The following is a 17240-nucleotide window of genomic DNA, read 5'->3' as shown; positions in this document are numbered from 1 at the left end:
TTTTACCTGGAGGAAACGAATCATGAACTTCGGCAATCTAAAGATCGGAGTGCGCTTGGCCTTACTGGGTGCTTTCTTCATGCTGGCCTTGTTTACGGTCGGCTACCAGGGCTGGAGCGCCATCAGCTTTATCAAGACCGGCAATGCGCAGAGCATGCAGCGCTCGGTCGACTTGACCCAGGCGGTCGATACTGCGCGCGGAGCGCAGGTCGAATTCAAGATCCAGGTGCAGGAGTGGAAGAATATCCTGGTGCGCGGCCACGATCCCGCACAGCTGGAAAAATACTCGGCAGCCTTCGTCAAAAGCGGCCAGGCTACCAATGCCGAGCTGCACAAGCTGGCCAGCTTGCTGGCGCAATTGAAGCTGCAAACACCGCTGGTCGATGAAGCGATCAAGATGCACGACGAGCTGGGCAAGAACTATATGGCTGCGCTGAAGCAGTTCGACACGGCCAATCCCGAAAGCTACAAGATCCTCGACAAGGCCGTGGCCGGCATGGACCGCGCACCGACCAAAAAGATCGATGAGATCGTTGCGTTCATTGATACCCAGTCGAAGAAGAATGCGGCGGAAGCAGTTGCCGCGGCAGAAGCGGCCAATCGTTCGGCCACCATTACATTGCTGGTGGTGCTGGTCGTGACGACTGTGATCGGCGCGGCGATTGTCTGGTGGATCGTGAAGGGCATTACGCGTCCGCTGGACCAGGCGATCGATATCGCCAAGACGGTAGCAGCCGGGGACTTGCGGGTCGACGTCGATGTGCGAACCAAGGATGAGGTGGGTGAACTGTTGTCCGCGCTGAAGCAGATGAGCGGCAACCTGTCCGATATCGTCAGCCGCGTGCGCACAGGCACTGAAACCATTGCCAGTGCATCGAACGAAGTGGCAACCGGCAGCATGGACCTGTCGACCCGCACTGAACAGCAAGCCAGTTCGCTGGAGGAAACCGCATCTTCGATGACGGAGCTGACCAGCACCGTGCGGCAGAATAACGAGAACGCGACCCAGGCGCGCAAGCTGGCTGACGAGGCGTCCAACGTCGCAGTGCGCGGTGGTGCGACCGTGTCGGAAGTGGTGCAGACCATGGGCGCGATCAACGAGTCGTCGCGCAAGATCGTCGACATCATTGGCGTGATCGACGGCATTGCGTTCCAGACCAATATCCTGGCGCTGAATGCCGCAGTGGAAGCTGCGCGTGCCGGTGAGCAGGGACGCGGCTTTGCCGTGGTGGCGGGCGAGGTGCGCAACCTGGCGCATCGTTCGGCGGCTGCGGCGAAAGAGATCAAGGAGCTGATCGGCAACTCAGTCGAACGCGTGGAAGAGGGCAGCCGACTGGTGGGCGAAGCTGGCGTGACCATGGAAGAAGTGGTCACCAGTGTGCGGCGCGTGACTTCGATTATCGGCGAGATTGCCGTTGCCACCGGCGAGCAGCGTGATGGCATCGAGCAGATCAGCGATGCGATTACCCAAATGGATACCGTGACCCAGCAGAATGCGGCGCTGGTGGAGGAAGCTGCTGCCGCTGCCGAGGCCTTGCAGCAGCAGGCCGCCAGCCTGTCGGAGGCAGTGTCGGTGTTCAAGGTGCACGAACCGACTGCCGGCTCGCGCATGAAGATGTCGGCAAGCCGCAGCCTCCAGGCCTTGCCGGCTTAAGGGGCTTTCTGCCCTGTTGCGTGGCGTGGTTTGCCGAAGAACCACGCCAGCGCGACGTGCACGCGGCCGGCCCACGATTGCTCGTGATGGCGCCCGCCTTCATCGACCAGGAACAGCAGGTCGCGTCCTTCGCGGTAGCCTTTTCTCACCAGGGCCTGGCGGAAAACTTCGCTGTCCTCCTGGCCGTCAAATACCGTCCCCACATCAATGTAGAACCTGGCTGGCATTTTCTTTGGCGGGTGTTTCACTTGTTCCCGGTTGTTCCACCAGAAGGAGCTGGAGACGCCACCAGCCATCGAGAATATTCGCGGGTAGCGCTGGATGATGCCGATGGAAGCCAGGCCGCCCAGCGAAGAACCCATCACCGCCGTGTGCCGGCGGCCAGGCTTGGTGCGGTATTGCTTGTCTACCCAGGGCTTGACGGTTCTTGCCACGAAGTCGGCATAGGCGTTCAGCTTTCCGCCTCCATGTTTCGGATCGCAGCAGGGCGTGTATTCCGCAATGCGGTCGGTGGTGTTATCGATGCCGACTACAATCACTTCTTCCATGTCGCCCTGACGTACCAGGCGGTCTGCAACCTCGTCGATATTCCATTCAGTGCCGTAGCTGGCGGTCCGGGCGTCGAACAGGTTCTGTCCGTCGTGCATGTACAGCACGGGATAGCGGCGCCGGGTGTCGCTGCCATAACTTGGCGGAAGGTAGATGCGCAGCGTGCGCTCGTTGCCCAGTTGGGGCGATCTGAACTTTTCCACCAGCTGCAAGGTGCCGTGCCGTGGTGGCCTGTCTGGCGCAGGTGCGGGCAGGAGGCGCACTGCCTGGACATCGGCATGATTGCGGGCGCCGCCGATGCCACCGGCGTCAGCGTAGCCGGCGTTGGCTTGCAGGCTGCTCATGTTGTAGAAGGGCTGGAGCTCGAGGCGGTAGCTGCCTTGCTTTAGCGCGGCGGGCAGGGGAGTCGACCACGTGGGACCGTAATCGGGGGCGTTGTGCGGCATCTGGATGATGCCCTGGGCCGCGACTACGCCATGCTTATCGCGCAGCCGCAGCAGATGCACGGCATTGGTGATGCCGAGGTTGATCTGGTGGGCGTGGTTGTTGTAGCGCAGTTGAACGTTGTACCGGCCGTCCTTGGCGACGGTCACGCTGTCTGCCACTCCGCCTGCATCCGCCCTTGCATTGGCTTTATTGCCTGCCGCGGCGGGGCAGACCGGCTCCGAATGATGGCTTCGCAAGCCTGTGGCCGGATCGACTGCCTCGACGGCGTAGCAGGATGCGGTTACGGCCGCACCTTCCGCCGCCGCGCTTGCCTGTGCTGCGTTGCCGCTGCGCCCGGGCGACCAGTTGCCCGCGGCGGCGTTGGCGGCGACGAGCCGGCCGTCGCGGTACACGTTGAAGCGAGTGCCTTCCTGTGTTCCGGCGCCTGCCGCGATGTGAAGAACGCCGGCGCTGGCCATTGCTGCTTGTGCGACAGTGGGTTCAGGCGGCGCAGTCGATGCAGCTTCGCTACGCGAGAAAGTGATCTGCTGCCGCCCAGGTACCAGCGTCCCCATTTCCACCTCGATCACGTTATCTTCCGCCAGTTCGCTCCATGCGACCGGGCTGCGCGCGTCCTTGCCATTCAGCTTGCCGCCAACCGGCATGTAATACCCCTCCAGCGCGACAGCCGGCGGAAGCTTGATCCTGATCTGCAGGCGCTTTCCGCGCAAGACCAGGCCGGACAGCTCGATCACATCGCTGCCCGCAAACCATTCCCGCCGCAGCCGGGAAGTAATAAAAGGATGAACGTGCAATTGGTCGGCGTCCACCCCGATACCGAACACCTGCTGCACCACCATTCCCAGGAAGCCGCCCACCGACCAAAGCTGGCGCCGCGAATTGATGGCAGGCGCGGAAGGATCTCCGCCTTGCCATTCCATGTTCTCCATATTCGACAAGTTGAGCGCCGCGCCCTGCAGCAGGCTGGCATAGGCTGCATCGGCGACCGCCACATTGGCGTATTGCGCCGCGGCCCGTAGGCCATAAGCGGTGACAAAAGGCCACAGGGCGCGGTTGTGGTACACCGCGACGCCGGGCTGCTGCGGCCAGATCACCGGCGCGCCCAGCGGGCCGTGCGGGTAGCGCGCCAGTATCGATTGCGCCTGTTCGGCATCCGCCACACCAGTGATGATGGCGAGCGTCTGGCCGAGCCAGTCGAATTTGTGCATGGCGGCGCCGTCGAAGTGGCCGGCGGTAAGGCTGCTGTACATGCCTGCATCCTTGAGCCATAGCCGGTCGTTGATTGCGATTTTCAGGTCGGAGGCCCAGCGCGTGTAACGCAGTGCAACGTCGTTGTCGCCTGCCTGCTGCGCCAGTTCGGCCGCCAGGGTCAGCGCCTTGAAGTGGGCAACGTTGGTGGACAGCGACCTGGATGAGGCCATGCTGGACAGGTCGTTGCGAATCCACGCTGCGTACGACTGTTCGCGCCAGTCGAGGAAGGATTGCTCGCCCTTGTACAAGCCGCTGGCGGCGTCAAAGGCGGCGATGCGGTCGTTCTCGATCGTGTTGCGCAGCGCTTGCAGGGCGATGGCGGCGAACTGACTGCGCTCGTCCGCAGGGAGTGCCTTGAGCACCTGCTCGGCGCCGAAGGCCCAGCTTACGCGGTCCGTGCTGACGGGCCAGCTTCCGCCGCTGCCGGTATCCTGCACGATCTGCAGGCCGTCTTCGCTGCCTGCCGCCAGCGGCGGCTTGCCGTTGCGATAGCCGGAGAGCTTGAACAGCAGGGAATTGCGTGTGCGCTGCGGGTCGAGCATGGCCAGCCCGAGGTTGGCGGCATAGGATAAGTCGCGCGTCCAGACGTAGTGCCACTTTTCACCTGTTTCGAAACACTCGCACGCTATCGGCTTGCCGGAGTTGTAGCTGTCATCACGGATGGTTTGCACCGAATCCTGCTGCATTTCCGTGATCGCCAGCGCGAACAGGGCGTCGAAGGCAAGGCTGCCACTGCGTACCTTGGGCAAGCCGGGCTTCTCGCTGAAGGAAATCGACTGCGGTGCATTGTCGCGCAGGGGCATTGTGGTTGATTGCGTGTAGCTGCGTAGCATCGCCTGTGCATCCGGCGTTGCGAAGCTGGCCTTGTGGGCGCCGAACGGCAGTTCCACGCTGGTACTCGCCAGCGCCGGGCCGACCGCCAGGATGCAGGCAGCGGCAAATGCCGCTGCGATGGCGGCGGCCACGGCGCGGCGGGGCATTACTTAACCTCCATCACCAATACCGAGCGGGCCGGGAGCGTGAATTTGCCCGCGAGCGGAATCTCGCGGCCAGTGATCACGTCCGTGCCGCTACGCGCGCCAGCCAGCATTTCGCGGAAGCGGTCCGCGCCGAGTGTCATCTCCCTGGCGTTCTTGTTCAGCGCGATCATGATCTTCTGCTTATCGTCATAGCGGAAGTACACATAGGTATCCTGTTCAGGCCCATATTGCATCATCTTGCCATGCTGGACCGCGCTGGCAGTCTTGCGCCAGTTGGCCAGCTTCTTCACGAAGGCTTGCATGTCGCGCTGCTCGGCGCTCAGCCCAGCGCCCGTGAACGCATTCACCTTGTCGCCCGCCCAGCCTCCCGGCATGTCGTGCCGATAGGATGGGTCGTCCCGGCCCTTCACTGTACTTGGCATCAGGATTTCAGTTCCATAGTAAAACTGCGGGATGCGCGGCACGGTCAGCGTAAAGGCGAGCGCCATGCGCAGCAGGGCAGGGTCATTGTTCACCATGCTGAAACTGCGCGCCAGGTCATGATTCCCTTCGAACAGCACCAGGTTGGATGGGTTCGGATAGAGGTAGTCCTGCGCCAGCGTTTCATAGATGTCGTACAGGCGGTAGGTGCCGTCGGTATCGCCAAGCGCCTTGCGCAGCACGTCGTTGAGCGGGAAATCCATCATGCTTGGCGCGTTCAGTGCCTGCCAGCGCGCCACGATCGGAATCCGTGAGCTCCATTCCTCACCCACGATATTCAGTTTCGGGTATTCCGCCAGGACCCGCTTCGACCATTCGCTCAGGAAGGCAGTATCGGAATAGCCGTAGGTATCCACGCGCAGCCCGGACAAGCCGGCGTATTCGATCCACCAGATATTGTTCTGGATAAGGTAGTTGGCCACATACGGGTTGGTCTGGTTCATGTCCGGCATATGCGGGCCGAACCAGCCCTGCGTGAAGTTGCGGGCATCTTCCTTGCTGCCGTAAGGGTCGACGTTGGCGACGCGGTGGTGCGCGGTCGGCGTGTACTTGCCGTCATAGCTAAGCCAGTCCTGCATCGGCATGTCTTTCATCCACCAGTGGTGGCTGCCGATGTGGCTCAGCACCACATCCTGGATCACGCCGATGCCGCGCGAGCGCGCTTGCGCCACGAAGGCGCGGTAGTCCTCGTTGCTGCCATAGCGCGCGTCGATCTTGTAATGGTCGGTCGCCGCGTAGCCGTGGTAGGAGTGGATGTCCTGGTTGTTTTCCACCAGCGGCGTCGGCCAGACCTGGGTGAAACCCATGTCTTTTATATAGTCGAGGCGCGCAGTCATGCCGGCCAGGTCGCCACCGTGGCGGCCATTGCCTTCGGTGCGGTTGGCCTTGTCCGGCATGCCGGCGACGTTGTCGTTCGCTGGGTTACCGTTGGCGAAGCGGTCTGGCATGACCTGGTAAATCGTGTCGGAAGTATTGAAGCCCTGGCGCTGCGCGGAACCGGGCGCGCGCGCCAGCAACTGGTAACTATAAGTAAGGTCTTGCTTGCCGGGTGCGGTAAAGCGGATGTCGAAGCGTCCCGGCGCCACATCCGGCGCCAGCACGAGGTCGATGAACAGGTAATTTCGGTTGGCTACGCGGCTCACGTTCCCGATCCTCACGCCCGGGTAATCGATGGACGGTTCCAGGTCCGCCAGCTTCGGTGCATGCACCATCAACTGTAGCCTTGGATTCTGCATGCCTGCCCACCAAAAAGGCGGTTCCATATGCTGGACGGTTGGCGCGGCTGCATGAACGGCTTGCAGCAAGGTGATGCCAAGCAGGGCGGCGAAAGCGGTCTTCTTCATCATTTCTCCGGTTGGGACGTCTTGTGAGCCCGACAATACACCTAAATTCACTGTAGTTCTACTACACCTTGATATGTCTAAATTTGTAGCCGAAATACAACGTAGCCATCCGAAATGCCAGAGAGGGTGCCACGGGAAAGGCAGAAATACATGCCGATGATGATGGTCATTCATTGACATCAAATCTAGTTTTAGTACAGAATCCGCCTCAGAGCGTCCGTAAGAGCGTTCGCTTTCCAAGGATTCCCGTGTAGTCGAAATAAACCGGTCTGTGTAGGTTGCGGGAAAGAATGTTTACTGAGTGAGGGGACTTTGATGACTATCTTCGCCAACAAGCGAGGCAATACCGCTTTCCGACTGAGTCCGGTTGCGGCCGGGTGTGCTGTATTTGTATCCGCCTTCGCAGGCTCTGCGTACGCGCAGACTGCGACCACCGGCCAGGCAGCGGAAGCGCCGATGCAAACTGTGACCGTCTCCGGCATCCGCCGCGGTATTGAAGACGCGATCTCCGTCAAGAAAAACGCGACTTCCATCGTCGAGGCCATCTCCGCGGAAGACATCGGCAAGCTGCCCGATACCTCCATCGCCGAATCCATCGCCCGCCTGCCGGGCCTGGCAGCCCAGCGCGTTGCCGGCCGTGCGCAAAACATTTCCGTACGCGGCCTGTCGCCGGACTTTGCCACCACCCTGCTGAACGGCCGCGAGCAAGTCTCCACCGGCGACAACCGCAGTGTCGAATTCGACCAGTACCCGTCCGAACTGATCGGCGCCGTCACCATTTACAAGACCCCTGACGCCGGCATGATCGGCCAGGGCCTGTCCGGTACCCTGGACCTGCAAACCGTGCGTCCGCTGGCTTTCGGCGGCCGTACCGTGTCCCTGAACGCCCGCATGGAGAAGAATTCGCTGGGCAGCATCGCTGACACCAACTCGCGCGGCGGCCGCTTCAGCGCCACCTACATCGACCAGTTCGCGAACCGTACCATTGGTGTGGCAATCGGCTTTGCCCACCTGGACTCGCCGGTGCTGGCCCGCGAGACCGGCCTGTACGAGCCATGGAAGAACGAGTCCCGTCCAGGCGTGCCTGCCGGTACCAATGTCACCGACGGCATCAAGTCCGTGGCACGCAGCGGCTACAACAAGCGCGACGGTTTGATGGGCGTGCTGCAATACCGTCCAAGCAAGAACTTCACCTCGATGATCGACGTGTACGCTTCGCGCTTCAAGCATGAAGACACTGCCAACCAGTTCGAAGTCCATGTCGGCGGCTACAACGGCAACTACACCCCGGGCCTGAACTTCGAAAACGTCACGACCAACAACGGTTCGTTCGCAACCGGTACCGCAACCGGCGTGTACCCGCTGGTGCGCGGCATGTACACCAAGCGCAAGGATGATATCCGCGCTATCGGCTGGAACAACGAGTGGAAGATGGACGGCTGGTCGCTGGTGGCTGACCTGAGCCGCTCCACCGCCAAGCGCGATGAACTGAGCCTGGAAAACAACCTGCAGATCAGCGATGCAGCCGGCAATCCATACCTGGATTCCGTTGCCCTGGCGCTGGGTACCGGCGGTTTCCCGACCATGAACCCGGGCCGCGACTACAGCAACCCGGCCACCCTGTTCGTGCGCAACACGATCTACGGTTCCGGCTACGGCAAGACTCCGCACGTGGAAGATGAGCTGAACGGCTTCAAGCTGGCTGCCAACATCCAGTCCGCCGGCGCCCTGGAGAAGTACTTCTCGAGCTTCGATTTCGGCGTGCATTACTCCGACCGCAGCAAGGTCAAGCACCAGCCTGAAGGCAACATCAACCTGGCTGGCGCGCCTTCCACCATTTCGTCGGACCTGATGTACAACCCGGTCGACCTGGGCTTCGCCGGAGTGGGCACCATTCCGGCCTGGAACGTGCCCGGTGTTGTGGCCAAGTACATGACCTTCGCCCCGACCGAAGACAAGGACTACCTGATCGGCAAAGCCTGGACCGTGAATGAGAAAATCACCACAGCGTTTGCCAAGGCCAATATCGAACACGAACTGGGGAACGTCAGCCTGCGCGGTAACTTTGGCGTGCAGGTCCAGCGCACCGACCAGTCGTCCGACGCCAAGTACTGGGACGGCACCGCCCCGGCCGGCCAGCAGGTCAAGCCGGTCCACGACGGCAAGAAATACACCGACGTGCTGCCAAGCCTGAACCTGGCATTCCAGATGCCGAACGACCACACCGTGCGCATGGCCCTGGCCAAGCAGATCGCCCGTCCGCGCGTTGACCAACTGCGTTCCGCACTGGACTTCAACGTCGGCACCAATGACTTCAAACCGGGCGGCAGCGGCGGCAATGCGCAACTGGACCCATGGCGCGCCAAGGCATTCGACCTGTCGTATGAAAAATACTTCGGCAAGAAAGCATACGCGGCACTGGCCTTCTACTACAAGAAGCTGGACACCTACATCTTCACCGAAACCCGTACCCACGATTTCTCGGCGCAGATCCCAGGCACCAATGCGATTACCCCGTTCGGCAACTACACCGCTCCTTACAACGGCAAGGGCGGCAACATGAAAGGCCTGGAGCTGACCGCCTCCCTGCCGCTGAACATGGTGACCCCGATGCTGGACGGCTTCGGCGTGAGCGGCAGCTACTCGTACAACGACAGCGCCATCACCATCAAGGAGCCTAGCGCCAACCTGGGCCAGACCATCATGCTGCCAGGCCTGTCGAAAAACACCAGCAACCTGACCGTGTACTACGAAAAGGCCGGCTTCGAAACCCGCCTGAGCCAGCGCAAGCGTTCGGACTTCGTGGGTGAAATCGGCAACTTCGCCGGCGAGCGTTCGCTGCGCTACGTGGTTGGCGAGAACATCCTGGACTTCCAGGTTGGCTACACCTTCAACGAAGGCATGTTCAAGGGCGTAGGCCTGGTCCTGCAGGTGAACAACCTGCGCGACGCGGCTTACGAGACCTACAACGGCAACCGCAACCAGCAACTGGAATACCAGAAGTATGGCCGTACCTTCCTGCTGGGCGCGAACTACAAGTTCTAAGCTTTCAGGTGCAAAAAAAATCGGGGGCCGCGGCCCCCGATTTTTGTATTTACTTAGCCTTCGCGGCCAGTTGCTTGTTTTGCTCGTCCAGCCAGACTTTCAGCGGGGCGAAGTAGTCGAGCAGGGCCTGGCCGTCGATGCGCTCCTCGCCGGTAGCGGCTTTCAGGGCTTCCGGCCATGGCTTGGAGGTGCCCATTTCCAGCATGCTCCACAGCTTCTTGCCGGCTTTTTCACTGCCGTAGATCGAGCACTGGTGCAGCGGGCCGGTGTAGCCGGCTTCCTTGCACAGGGCACGATGGAACTGGAACTGCAGCAGGTGGGCCAGGAAGTAGCGGGCGTAAGGCACGTCGGCGGCTACGTGGTACTTGGCGCCGGCGTCGAAGCCGTCAGCCAGCATCGGCAGCGGGCGCTTCACGCCCATGTACTGCTCGCGCAGTTGCCACCAGCTCTTGTCGTAGTCCGCTGGCTTGGTTTTGCCGCTGTAGACGTCCCAGCGCCATTTGTCGACCGAGTAGCCGAACGGCAGGAAGGCAACCTTGGACAGCGCGCGCTTCAGCAGGTCGCCGATGGCGGCGTTCGGGTCAGGTTCTTCGTTCATCAGGCCGACCTTCTTCAGGTAGCTCGGGGTGATGGACAGGGCGATGGTGTCGCCGATCGCTTCGTGGAAGCCGTCGTTGGCGCCGGTGCGGAACAGGTTGGACTGGTTCTTGTAAGCCAGGTCGTAATAGATATGCCCCAGCTCATGGTGGATGACGGCGAATTCCTCTTCGGTCGGGCGGATGCACATCTTGATGCGCACGTCATCCTTGCCGTCAAGCTGCCATGCGGATGCGTGGCACACCACTTCGCGGTCGCGCGGCTTTTCCAGCAGCGAGCGCTCATAGAAAGTGGCAGGCAGCTTGGGCATGCCCAGCGAGGTATAGAAACGCTCGCCGTACTGCACCATTTCCTTGGCGCTGGTCTTGCGCTCTTCCAGCACCTTGGTCAGGTCAAACTTGGAGGCGCCGGTGGCGGGCATCAGCAGCGGGTAGATATTGTCCCAGGTCTGGCTCCACATATTGCCGAACAGATGGGCCGGAATCGGGCCGGTCAGCGGCACCACGTCCGGGCCGTAGGCTTCGCGCAGCTTGTAGCGGGCGTAGGTGTGCAGAGAATCGTGCAGCGGCTTGACCTGCTGCCAGATGCGCTCCATCTCGGCCGAGAATTCCTCCGGCTTCATGTCGTAGCCCGAACGCCACAGGGCGCCGGTGTCGGCATAACCCATTTCGCGCGCGCCCTTGTTGGAAAGCTCGACGTATTCGGTGTACAGCTTCTTATAGGATGGCGCCTGCATGTGCCAGCCGTTCCACGCATCCAGCAGGACCTTGGGGTCGCGGCTGTTGGCCAGGGTCTTTTCCAGTTCGCCCAGCGCCATGCACTCGCGCTTTCCGTCGTTCGGGCAGTACTTGGCTTTGCCGTAGGCGCCATTCAGCTTGGCGTTGGCGTCGGCGTAAGCCTGGCGTTCCTTCGGATCAGGCAGCATCAGCGTCAGTTGCAGCAACTTGATCTTGCGCGCTTCCTCGTCGCTCAGCTTGATGCCATTAAAGCGGCGCGCCTCCAGCGCGGCCTCGCCCGAGGCGCCCAGTTGCAGCTCGCCGAAGTAGGCGGTCAGCGCTTCGGTATCGTCGGTGATGAAGTTCTGCGCAACCCAGGCGGCACGAGAGCCGTCCAGGGCGAGCTTGTCGAATTTCCGTTCGGTCTCGGCGATGAACTTCTTCGCTTCGGCCGGAGTGCCTTTGCCTTTTTTCTGGGCTGGTGCGGCATGGGCGAAGCCCGCTGCCAGGGCCAGGCCCAGAGCCAGAACCATTGGTTTTTTCATAGTCGTTTTATTCAATTCATTCTCCTCTCAGATAAAACTGCCCGCTAATATATCACCCTATGAAACTAATTAAATTTGCAATATTGGTCCTCGTTAGCCAAGCCGCCATGGCGCAAAACGCGGATCGCCATTTCTTATCTGCCGCGAAAAACGGTAATGCACTGGAAATTGGCACAAACGACGGCAGATACATCATCAAGCCGTATTCCGCGGCCTTAGTGGAAACCACTTTCATTCCGAAGGGTGAAGTGGCTGACGCCACGTCCCACGCGGTAGTGCTGGCGCCTGCAGTTGTCGCCAGCACGCTGCGGGACGAAGGCGGCGTGCTGGAATTTGCCACGCAAGGCATCGCTGTACGCGTGGAAAAGCAGCCTTTCCGCATCAGCTATTTGTATAAAGGCCAGCCGCTGGTCGCCGAGAAGCGCGGTTATCGCCGTGATGGCGGCATGGAGGCGATCGAGTTTGCCCTGGATGGCGACGAGGCCCTGTACGGCGCCGGTGCGCGGGCGACGGGCATGAACCGCCGCGGCAACCGCTTCCAGCTGTACAACCGCGCCCATTACGGTTACGAAGCGCGCTCGCAACTGCTGAACTTCACCATTCCGGTGGCGCTGTCGTCGAAGAAGTACGCGATCCACTTCGACAACCCGCAGATCGGGTACCTCGATTTCGACAGCAGGAAAGACGGCACGCTGTCTTACGAAACCATTGGCGGCCGCAAAACCTACCAGGTGATCGCAGGCGAGCAGTGGGAGGATGTGGTGGCCAATTACACCAGCCTGACCGGCCGCCAGCCGTTGCCGCCGCGCTGGACCTTCGGTAATTTCGCCAGCCGCTTTGGCTACCATACCGAAGCGGAGACCCGCGCCGTGGTCGACAAGTTCATCGCCGACAAGATCCCGGTCGATGCCGTGGTGCTGGACCTGTACTGGTTCGGCAAGACAGTCAAGGGCACCATGGGTAACCTGGCATGGGATAAAGAGAGCTTCCCCAACCCGAAAGGCATGATGGCCGACCTGGCGGCGAAGGGCGTGAAGACCGTCGTCATCACCGAGCCGTTCGTGCTGACCACTTCCAGCCGCTGGCAGGAGGCGGTCGACAGGAAAGTGCTGGCGACCGATTCCGCCGGCGCGCCGTTCAAGTATGACTTCTACTTCGGTAACACCGGCCTGGTCGACCTGTACCGCCCGGAGGGGCGTGACTGGTTCTGGAATATCTACAAGGAGTTGAAAGAGGGTGGCGTGGCCGGCTGGTGGGGCGACCTCGGCGAGCCGGAGGTGCATCCATCCGCACTGCGCCACGGCAGCAATGGACAGCTTGGCGCCGACCAGGTCCACAATATCTACGGCCACGATTGGGCGCGCCTGATCGCGGAAGGCTACAAGAAGGATTTCCCCAACGAGCGGCCCTTCATCCTGATGCGCGCCGGCTATTCGGGCTCGCAGCGTTTCGGCATGATTCCATGGTCCGGCGACGTGCAGCGTAGCTGGGGCGGCCTGCAGTCGCAGATGGAAATCGCCCTGCAGATGGGCATGCAGGGCCTGGCCTATATGCACTCCGACCTGGGCGGCTTCGCCTCGCCGATGCTGGACGACGAACTGTACGTGCGCTGGCTGCAGTACGGCGTATTCCAGCCGGTATTCCGCCCGCACGCGCAGGAGGAAGTGCCGGCCGAACCGGTGTTCCGCGCCGACCGCGCCAAATCACTGGCGCGCGATGCGATCCGCTTGCGTTACGCCATGCTGCCATATAACTACAGTGCGGCCTTCGATAACAGCCAGACAGGCTTGCCGCTGATGCGCCCGATCATGTTCGAGGGCGGCGACAACGGCGTGGCATCGACCTACCTGTGGGGCCGGGACTTCCTGGTGGCGCCGGTGACCGAACCGGGTGCGCAGCGCAAGGAAGTGAACTTCCCGGCATCGTCCAAGGTCTGGTTCGATTTCTACAGCGGCGCCGCGCACAAAGGCGGCATCAATGAGATTGTGCCGGTGTTCGCCGAACATATACCGGTGTTCGTGCGCGCCGGCGCTTTCGTGCCTTTGGCGAAGGTGGTGCAGACTACGCGCGACTACAACACCAGGCAAATCGAGCTGCATTACTACTACGATGCCAGCGCGGGCGCGACCAGCGGCAAGCTTTATGACGACGATGGTGCAAGCGCCAACGCCTACGAGCAGGGCAAATACGAAATCGCACGCTTCGCCGGCGCGGCATCGGCAAGCGGCTTCGAAATCGGCATCGCGACCGAGCTTGGCAGGGCCTGGCAACCGGTGGCGCGCGCTTATACGGTCAAAGTGCACAATATGGCGAACCGCCCGCGCAGCGTAAAGTTGGATGGCAAGTCGGTGGCGTCCCGTTGGGATGCCCGTTCGCGTACCTTGGAGCTGGCTTTGCCAGCACGTAGTGCGATGAAGGCAAAACTGGTGGTGGTTCTGTAACCTGACTACAAAAAATACCTTGAAGCTGCGCGTTTACGGGCTGTTGGTGCATTGACAGCCCGAATTCGCCATGTTATTTTGCTACAAAATTAATCGGGGACAGTGATGCAAATGCATTCCATCATCAGCAAGCCGCGGCTGACCTTCTGGCAGTTGTGGAACATGAGCTTCGGCTTCTTCGGCATCCAGTTTGGTTTTGCGCTGCAGAACACCAACACCAGCCGCATCTTCTCGACCCTGGGCGCAACCCCGGATGAACTGCCGCTGTTCTGGCTTGCCGCGCCGGTTACCGGCCTGCTGGTGCAACCGATCATCGGCTACCTGAGCGACAACACCTGGCACGCCAAATGGGGCCGCCGTCGCCCATTCTTCTTCATCGGGGCGCTGCTGGCGAGTATTGCCCTGTTCATGATGCCCAATTCGAGCGCGCTGTGGATGGCTATCCTCGTGCTGTGGCTGATGGATGCCTCGATCAATATTTCGATGGAGCCGTTCCGCGCCTTCGTCGGCGACAAGCTCGATGAATCGCAGCAGACGGCCGGCTTCGCGATGCAGACTTTCTTCATTGGCGTGGGCGGCGTGATCGCCTCGCTGCTGCCGATGATCTTCACCGATTTCCTTCACGTCAGCAATGAAGTGGTCAACGGCGCAATCCCCGACTCCGTTCGCTATTCCTTCTATGCTGGCGGCACCGCTTACTTCCTGGCCGTCCTGTGGACCGTGCTGACGGCCGACGAACTGCCGCCGGAAGACGTCGAGAAATTCCGCATGGAGAAAGCGCAGCGCCGCGGCTTCCTGTTCTCCCTCAAGGAAGTGTTCGGCGGCTTCGTGCACATGCCGAAAACCATGATGCAGCTTGCAGTGGTGCAGTTCTTCACCTGGTTCGCGCTGATGGGCATGTGGGTCTTCACTACGCCGGCTGTGGCTGAAAATGTCTTCGGCACCACCGACGGCAAATCGGCCATCTTCCAGGAAGCGGGCAACTGGGTCGGCAACCTGTTCGCGATTTACGGTGGCGTATCCGCACTGGTCGCCTTCCTGTTGCCCAAGCTGGCGCATCTCACCAGCCGCAAGATGGTGCACATGCTCTGCCTGGTGATCGGCGGCGTGAGCCTGATCAGCATTGCCTTCATCCACGACAAGAACATGCTGATGCTGCCGATGATCGGCGTAGGTATTGCGTGGGCCAGTATCCTGACCATGCCGTATGCGATCCTGGCGGGCGCGTTGCCGGCCAAGCGCATGGGTTACTTCATGGGCGTGTTCAATTATTTCGTGGTGCTGCCGCAGATTGTCGCCAACCTGGTGCTTGGCCCGGTCATCAAGCACCTGTTCGACGGCCATTCGGTCAACGTGCTGGTGCTGGGCGGCGTCTCGATGGCGCTTGGCGGCATTGTCACCCTGATTGTCAGCGACTCCGCCAAGAAAGAAGCCTAAGCCATCCAGCGGCGCGCACCGATCGCGCCATTCGCAGGAAAATAAATGGGGACGTACCCCATTTATTTTTCGAAGAAAAATGGGGTACGTCCCCATTTATTTTCGTGAGGAGCGAATATGGCAATCCAGACGGTAGCAACAACGCCTGTTCCAGGGCAACGTCCCGGGACTTCGGGCTTGCGCAAGAAAGTCGCAGCCTTCCAGCAGCCGCACTATCTCGAAAATTTCGTGCAGGGCGTGTTCGACACGCTCGGCGACGCCGCTGGCAAAACGCTGGTACTGGGCGGCGACGGCCGCTTCCACAACCGCGAAGCAATCCAGGTAATCGTCAAGATGGCCGCCGCGCACGGCTTCGCACGCGTGTTGCTGGGGCAGGGCGGCATCCTGTCCACGCCGGCTGCAAGTTGCGTGATTCGCAAACACGGTGCATTGGGCGGCATCATCCTCTCGGCCAGCCACAACCCCGGCGGACCGGACGGCGATTTCGGCATCAAGTACAACGCTTCCAACGGCGGCCCCGCTCCGGAAGCGTTGACCGAGGCGATCTACGCGCGCACGCTAGCGCTGGATCAATACCGCATCAGCGACGCGCCGGATATCGACATCGACACGCCAGGCGCGCACGCAGCCATCGATGGCATGGCGGTCGAAGTCATCGACCCGGTTGCCGATTATGCGGAATTGATGGCGCAGCTTTTCGACTTCGATGCCATCCGGCGGCTGTTTGCCGGCGGCTTCACCATGCGCTTTGACGCCATGAATGCGGTTTCGGGCCCTTACGCGCACGCCATCCTTGAAGGCATGCTGGGTGCGCCGGAGTGTACCGTCATCAACGGCGAGCCGCTGGAGGACTTTGGCGGCCTGCATCCGGACCCCAATCCCGTCAATGCCGAGGAACTCATCGACATCATGTGCGCCAACGCCGCACCAGACTTTGGCGCCGCCTCCGACGGCGATGCCGACCGCAATATGATCGTCGGCCGCGATTTCGTTGTCACGCCCTCCGACAGCCTGGCCGTTCTGGCTGCAAACGCTAGCGTAGCGCCTGGCTACGCCGAAGGTATTTCCGGCATCGCCCGCTCCATGCCAACCTCTCGCGCCGCAGACAAGGTGGCGGCTGCACTTGGCGTGCCATGTTATGAAACGCCGACCGGATGGAAGTACTTCGGTACGCTGCTCGATGCCGGCAAAGCGACGCTGTGCGGCGAAGAAAGCTATGGCACCGGTTCGCGCCATATCCGCGAGAAAGATGGCCTGTGGGCGGTGCTGTTCTGGCTCAACCTGTTGGCTGTGCGCGGCGGCTCGGTGCAGGATATCGTCACCGCGCACTGGCAGCGCTTCGGCCGCCATTACTATTCGCGCCACGACTACGAAACCATAGCAACAGATGCCGCACAACTTCTGATGCAGGATCTGCGCATCAAGCTGCCCAACCTGGCAGGCCAGAAATTGAATCACTACGAAGTGCAGGCCGCCGACGATTTCGAGTACACCGATCCGGTTGACGGCTCATATGCCAGCCAGCAGGGCATCCGCGTCATGATGACGGATGGCTCGCGTATCGTGTACCGCCTTTCCGGTACTGGCACTGAAGGCGCAACCTTGCGCGTCTATCTCGAACGCTATGAATCCGACCCTGAACAGCACCACATCCCGACGCAACAAGCCCTTGCAGGGCTGATTGCAATCGCAGACAGCGTGGCGAGCATTGCCATGCATACAGGCCGCAGTAATCCAACAGTCATCACATAGGAA

The 17240-nt window shown here is 61.1% G+C and carries 8 protein-coding genes; 5 read left to right on the top strand and 3 right to left on the bottom strand.

The window, feature by feature from the left end; all coding sequences use genetic code 11:
* The first annotated feature begins 22 nt into the window (after positions 1-22).
* Positions 23-1654 (top strand): methyl-accepting chemotaxis protein, encoded by a 1632-nt coding sequence (locus ACWBU6_RS24705; protein WP_452645975.1) that lies wholly within the window; start codon positions 23-25, stop codon positions 1652-1654.
* On the opposite strand, the gene ACWBU6_RS24700 is transcribed toward ACWBU6_RS24705, so the two are convergent.
* Entirely contained in the window at positions 1651-4881 is a 3231-nt protein-coding gene (locus ACWBU6_RS24700) for an alpha/beta hydrolase-fold protein (RefSeq protein ID WP_452645974.1), read from the bottom strand. The two genes, ACWBU6_RS24705 and ACWBU6_RS24700, sit on opposite strands and share 4 nt — an antisense overlap.
* Positions 4881-6707 carry a glycoside hydrolase family 13 protein gene (locus tag ACWBU6_RS24695; RefSeq protein ID WP_452645973.1) on the bottom strand — a complete coding sequence of 609 codons (1827 nt, stop codon included), beginning with the start codon at positions 6705-6707 and terminating at the stop codon, positions 4881-4883. The genes ACWBU6_RS24700 and ACWBU6_RS24695 overlap by 1 nt, the downstream gene beginning before the upstream one ends.
* A 453-nt stretch (positions 6708-7160) precedes the next feature.
* Here ACWBU6_RS24695 and ACWBU6_RS24690 point away from each other — a divergent pair, with 453 nt between their 5' ends.
* On the top strand, positions 7161-9749 hold the full coding sequence (locus ACWBU6_RS24690) for a TonB-dependent receptor (RefSeq protein ID WP_452645972.1): 2589 nt from the start codon (positions 7161-7163) through the stop codon (positions 9747-9749).
* Between the two features lie 49 nt (positions 9750-9798).
* On the opposite strand, the gene ACWBU6_RS24685 is transcribed toward ACWBU6_RS24690, so the two are convergent.
* Positions 9799-11595 (bottom strand): M2 family metallopeptidase, encoded by a 1797-nt coding sequence (locus ACWBU6_RS24685; RefSeq protein ID WP_452645971.1) that lies wholly within the window; start codon positions 11593-11595, stop codon positions 9799-9801.
* A gap of 71 nt (positions 11596-11666) precedes the next feature.
* On the opposite strand from ACWBU6_RS24685, the gene ACWBU6_RS24680 reads away from it, so the two are divergent.
* From ACWBU6_RS24680 to ACWBU6_RS24670, 3 genes are all read left to right on the top strand, one after another.
* Positions 11667-14048, top strand: a complete 2382-nt coding sequence (locus tag ACWBU6_RS24680) for a TIM-barrel domain-containing protein (protein ID WP_452645970.1) — start codon at positions 11667-11669, stop codon at positions 14046-14048.
* Between the two features lie 105 nt (positions 14049-14153).
* Positions 14154-15485, top strand: a complete 1332-nt coding sequence (locus tag ACWBU6_RS24675) for an MFS transporter (protein ID WP_452645969.1) — start codon at positions 14154-14156, stop codon at positions 15483-15485.
* Between the two features lie 117 nt (positions 15486-15602).
* Positions 15603-17237: an alpha-D-glucose phosphate-specific phosphoglucomutase gene (locus ACWBU6_RS24670; protein WP_452645968.1), complete on the top strand. Its 1635-nt coding sequence runs from the start codon at positions 15603-15605 to the stop codon at positions 17235-17237.
* The last annotated feature ends 3 nt before the right edge of the window (positions 17238-17240 follow it).

This window comes from Pseudoduganella sp. HUAS MS19, assembly GCF_053615455.1.
This window is presented reverse-complemented; position numbering and strand designations above follow the sequence as displayed.

Excerpts from the sequence above, each read along its gene's own strand:
- ACWBU6_RS24685 (WP_452645971.1), bottom strand. The coding sequence starts at position 11,595 with ATGGTTCTGGCTCTGGGCCTGGCCCTGGCAGCGGGCTTCGCCCATGCC.
- ACWBU6_RS24670 (WP_452645968.1), top strand. The coding sequence starts at position 15,603 with ATGGCAATCCAGACGGTAGCAACAACGCCTGTTCCAGGGCAACGTCCC.
- ACWBU6_RS24675 (WP_452645969.1), top strand. The coding sequence starts at position 14,154 with ATGCAAATGCATTCCATCATCAGCAAGCCGCGGCTGACCTTCTGGCAG.
- ACWBU6_RS24680 (WP_452645970.1), top strand. The coding sequence starts at position 11,667 with ATGAAACTAATTAAATTTGCAATATTGGTCCTCGTTAGCCAAGCCGCC.
- ACWBU6_RS24705 (WP_452645975.1), top strand. The coding sequence starts at position 23 with ATGAACTTCGGCAATCTAAAGATCGGAGTGCGCTTGGCCTTACTGGGT.
- ACWBU6_RS24695 (WP_452645973.1), bottom strand. The coding sequence starts at position 6,707 with ATGATGAAGAAGACCGCTTTCGCCGCCCTGCTTGGCATCACCTTGCTG.
- ACWBU6_RS24700 (WP_452645974.1), bottom strand. The coding sequence starts at position 4,881 with ATGCCCCGCCGCGCCGTGGCCGCCGCCATCGCAGCGGCATTTGCCGCT.
- ACWBU6_RS24690 (WP_452645972.1), top strand. The coding sequence starts at position 7,161 with ATGCAAACTGTGACCGTCTCCGGCATCCGCCGCGGTATTGAAGACGCG.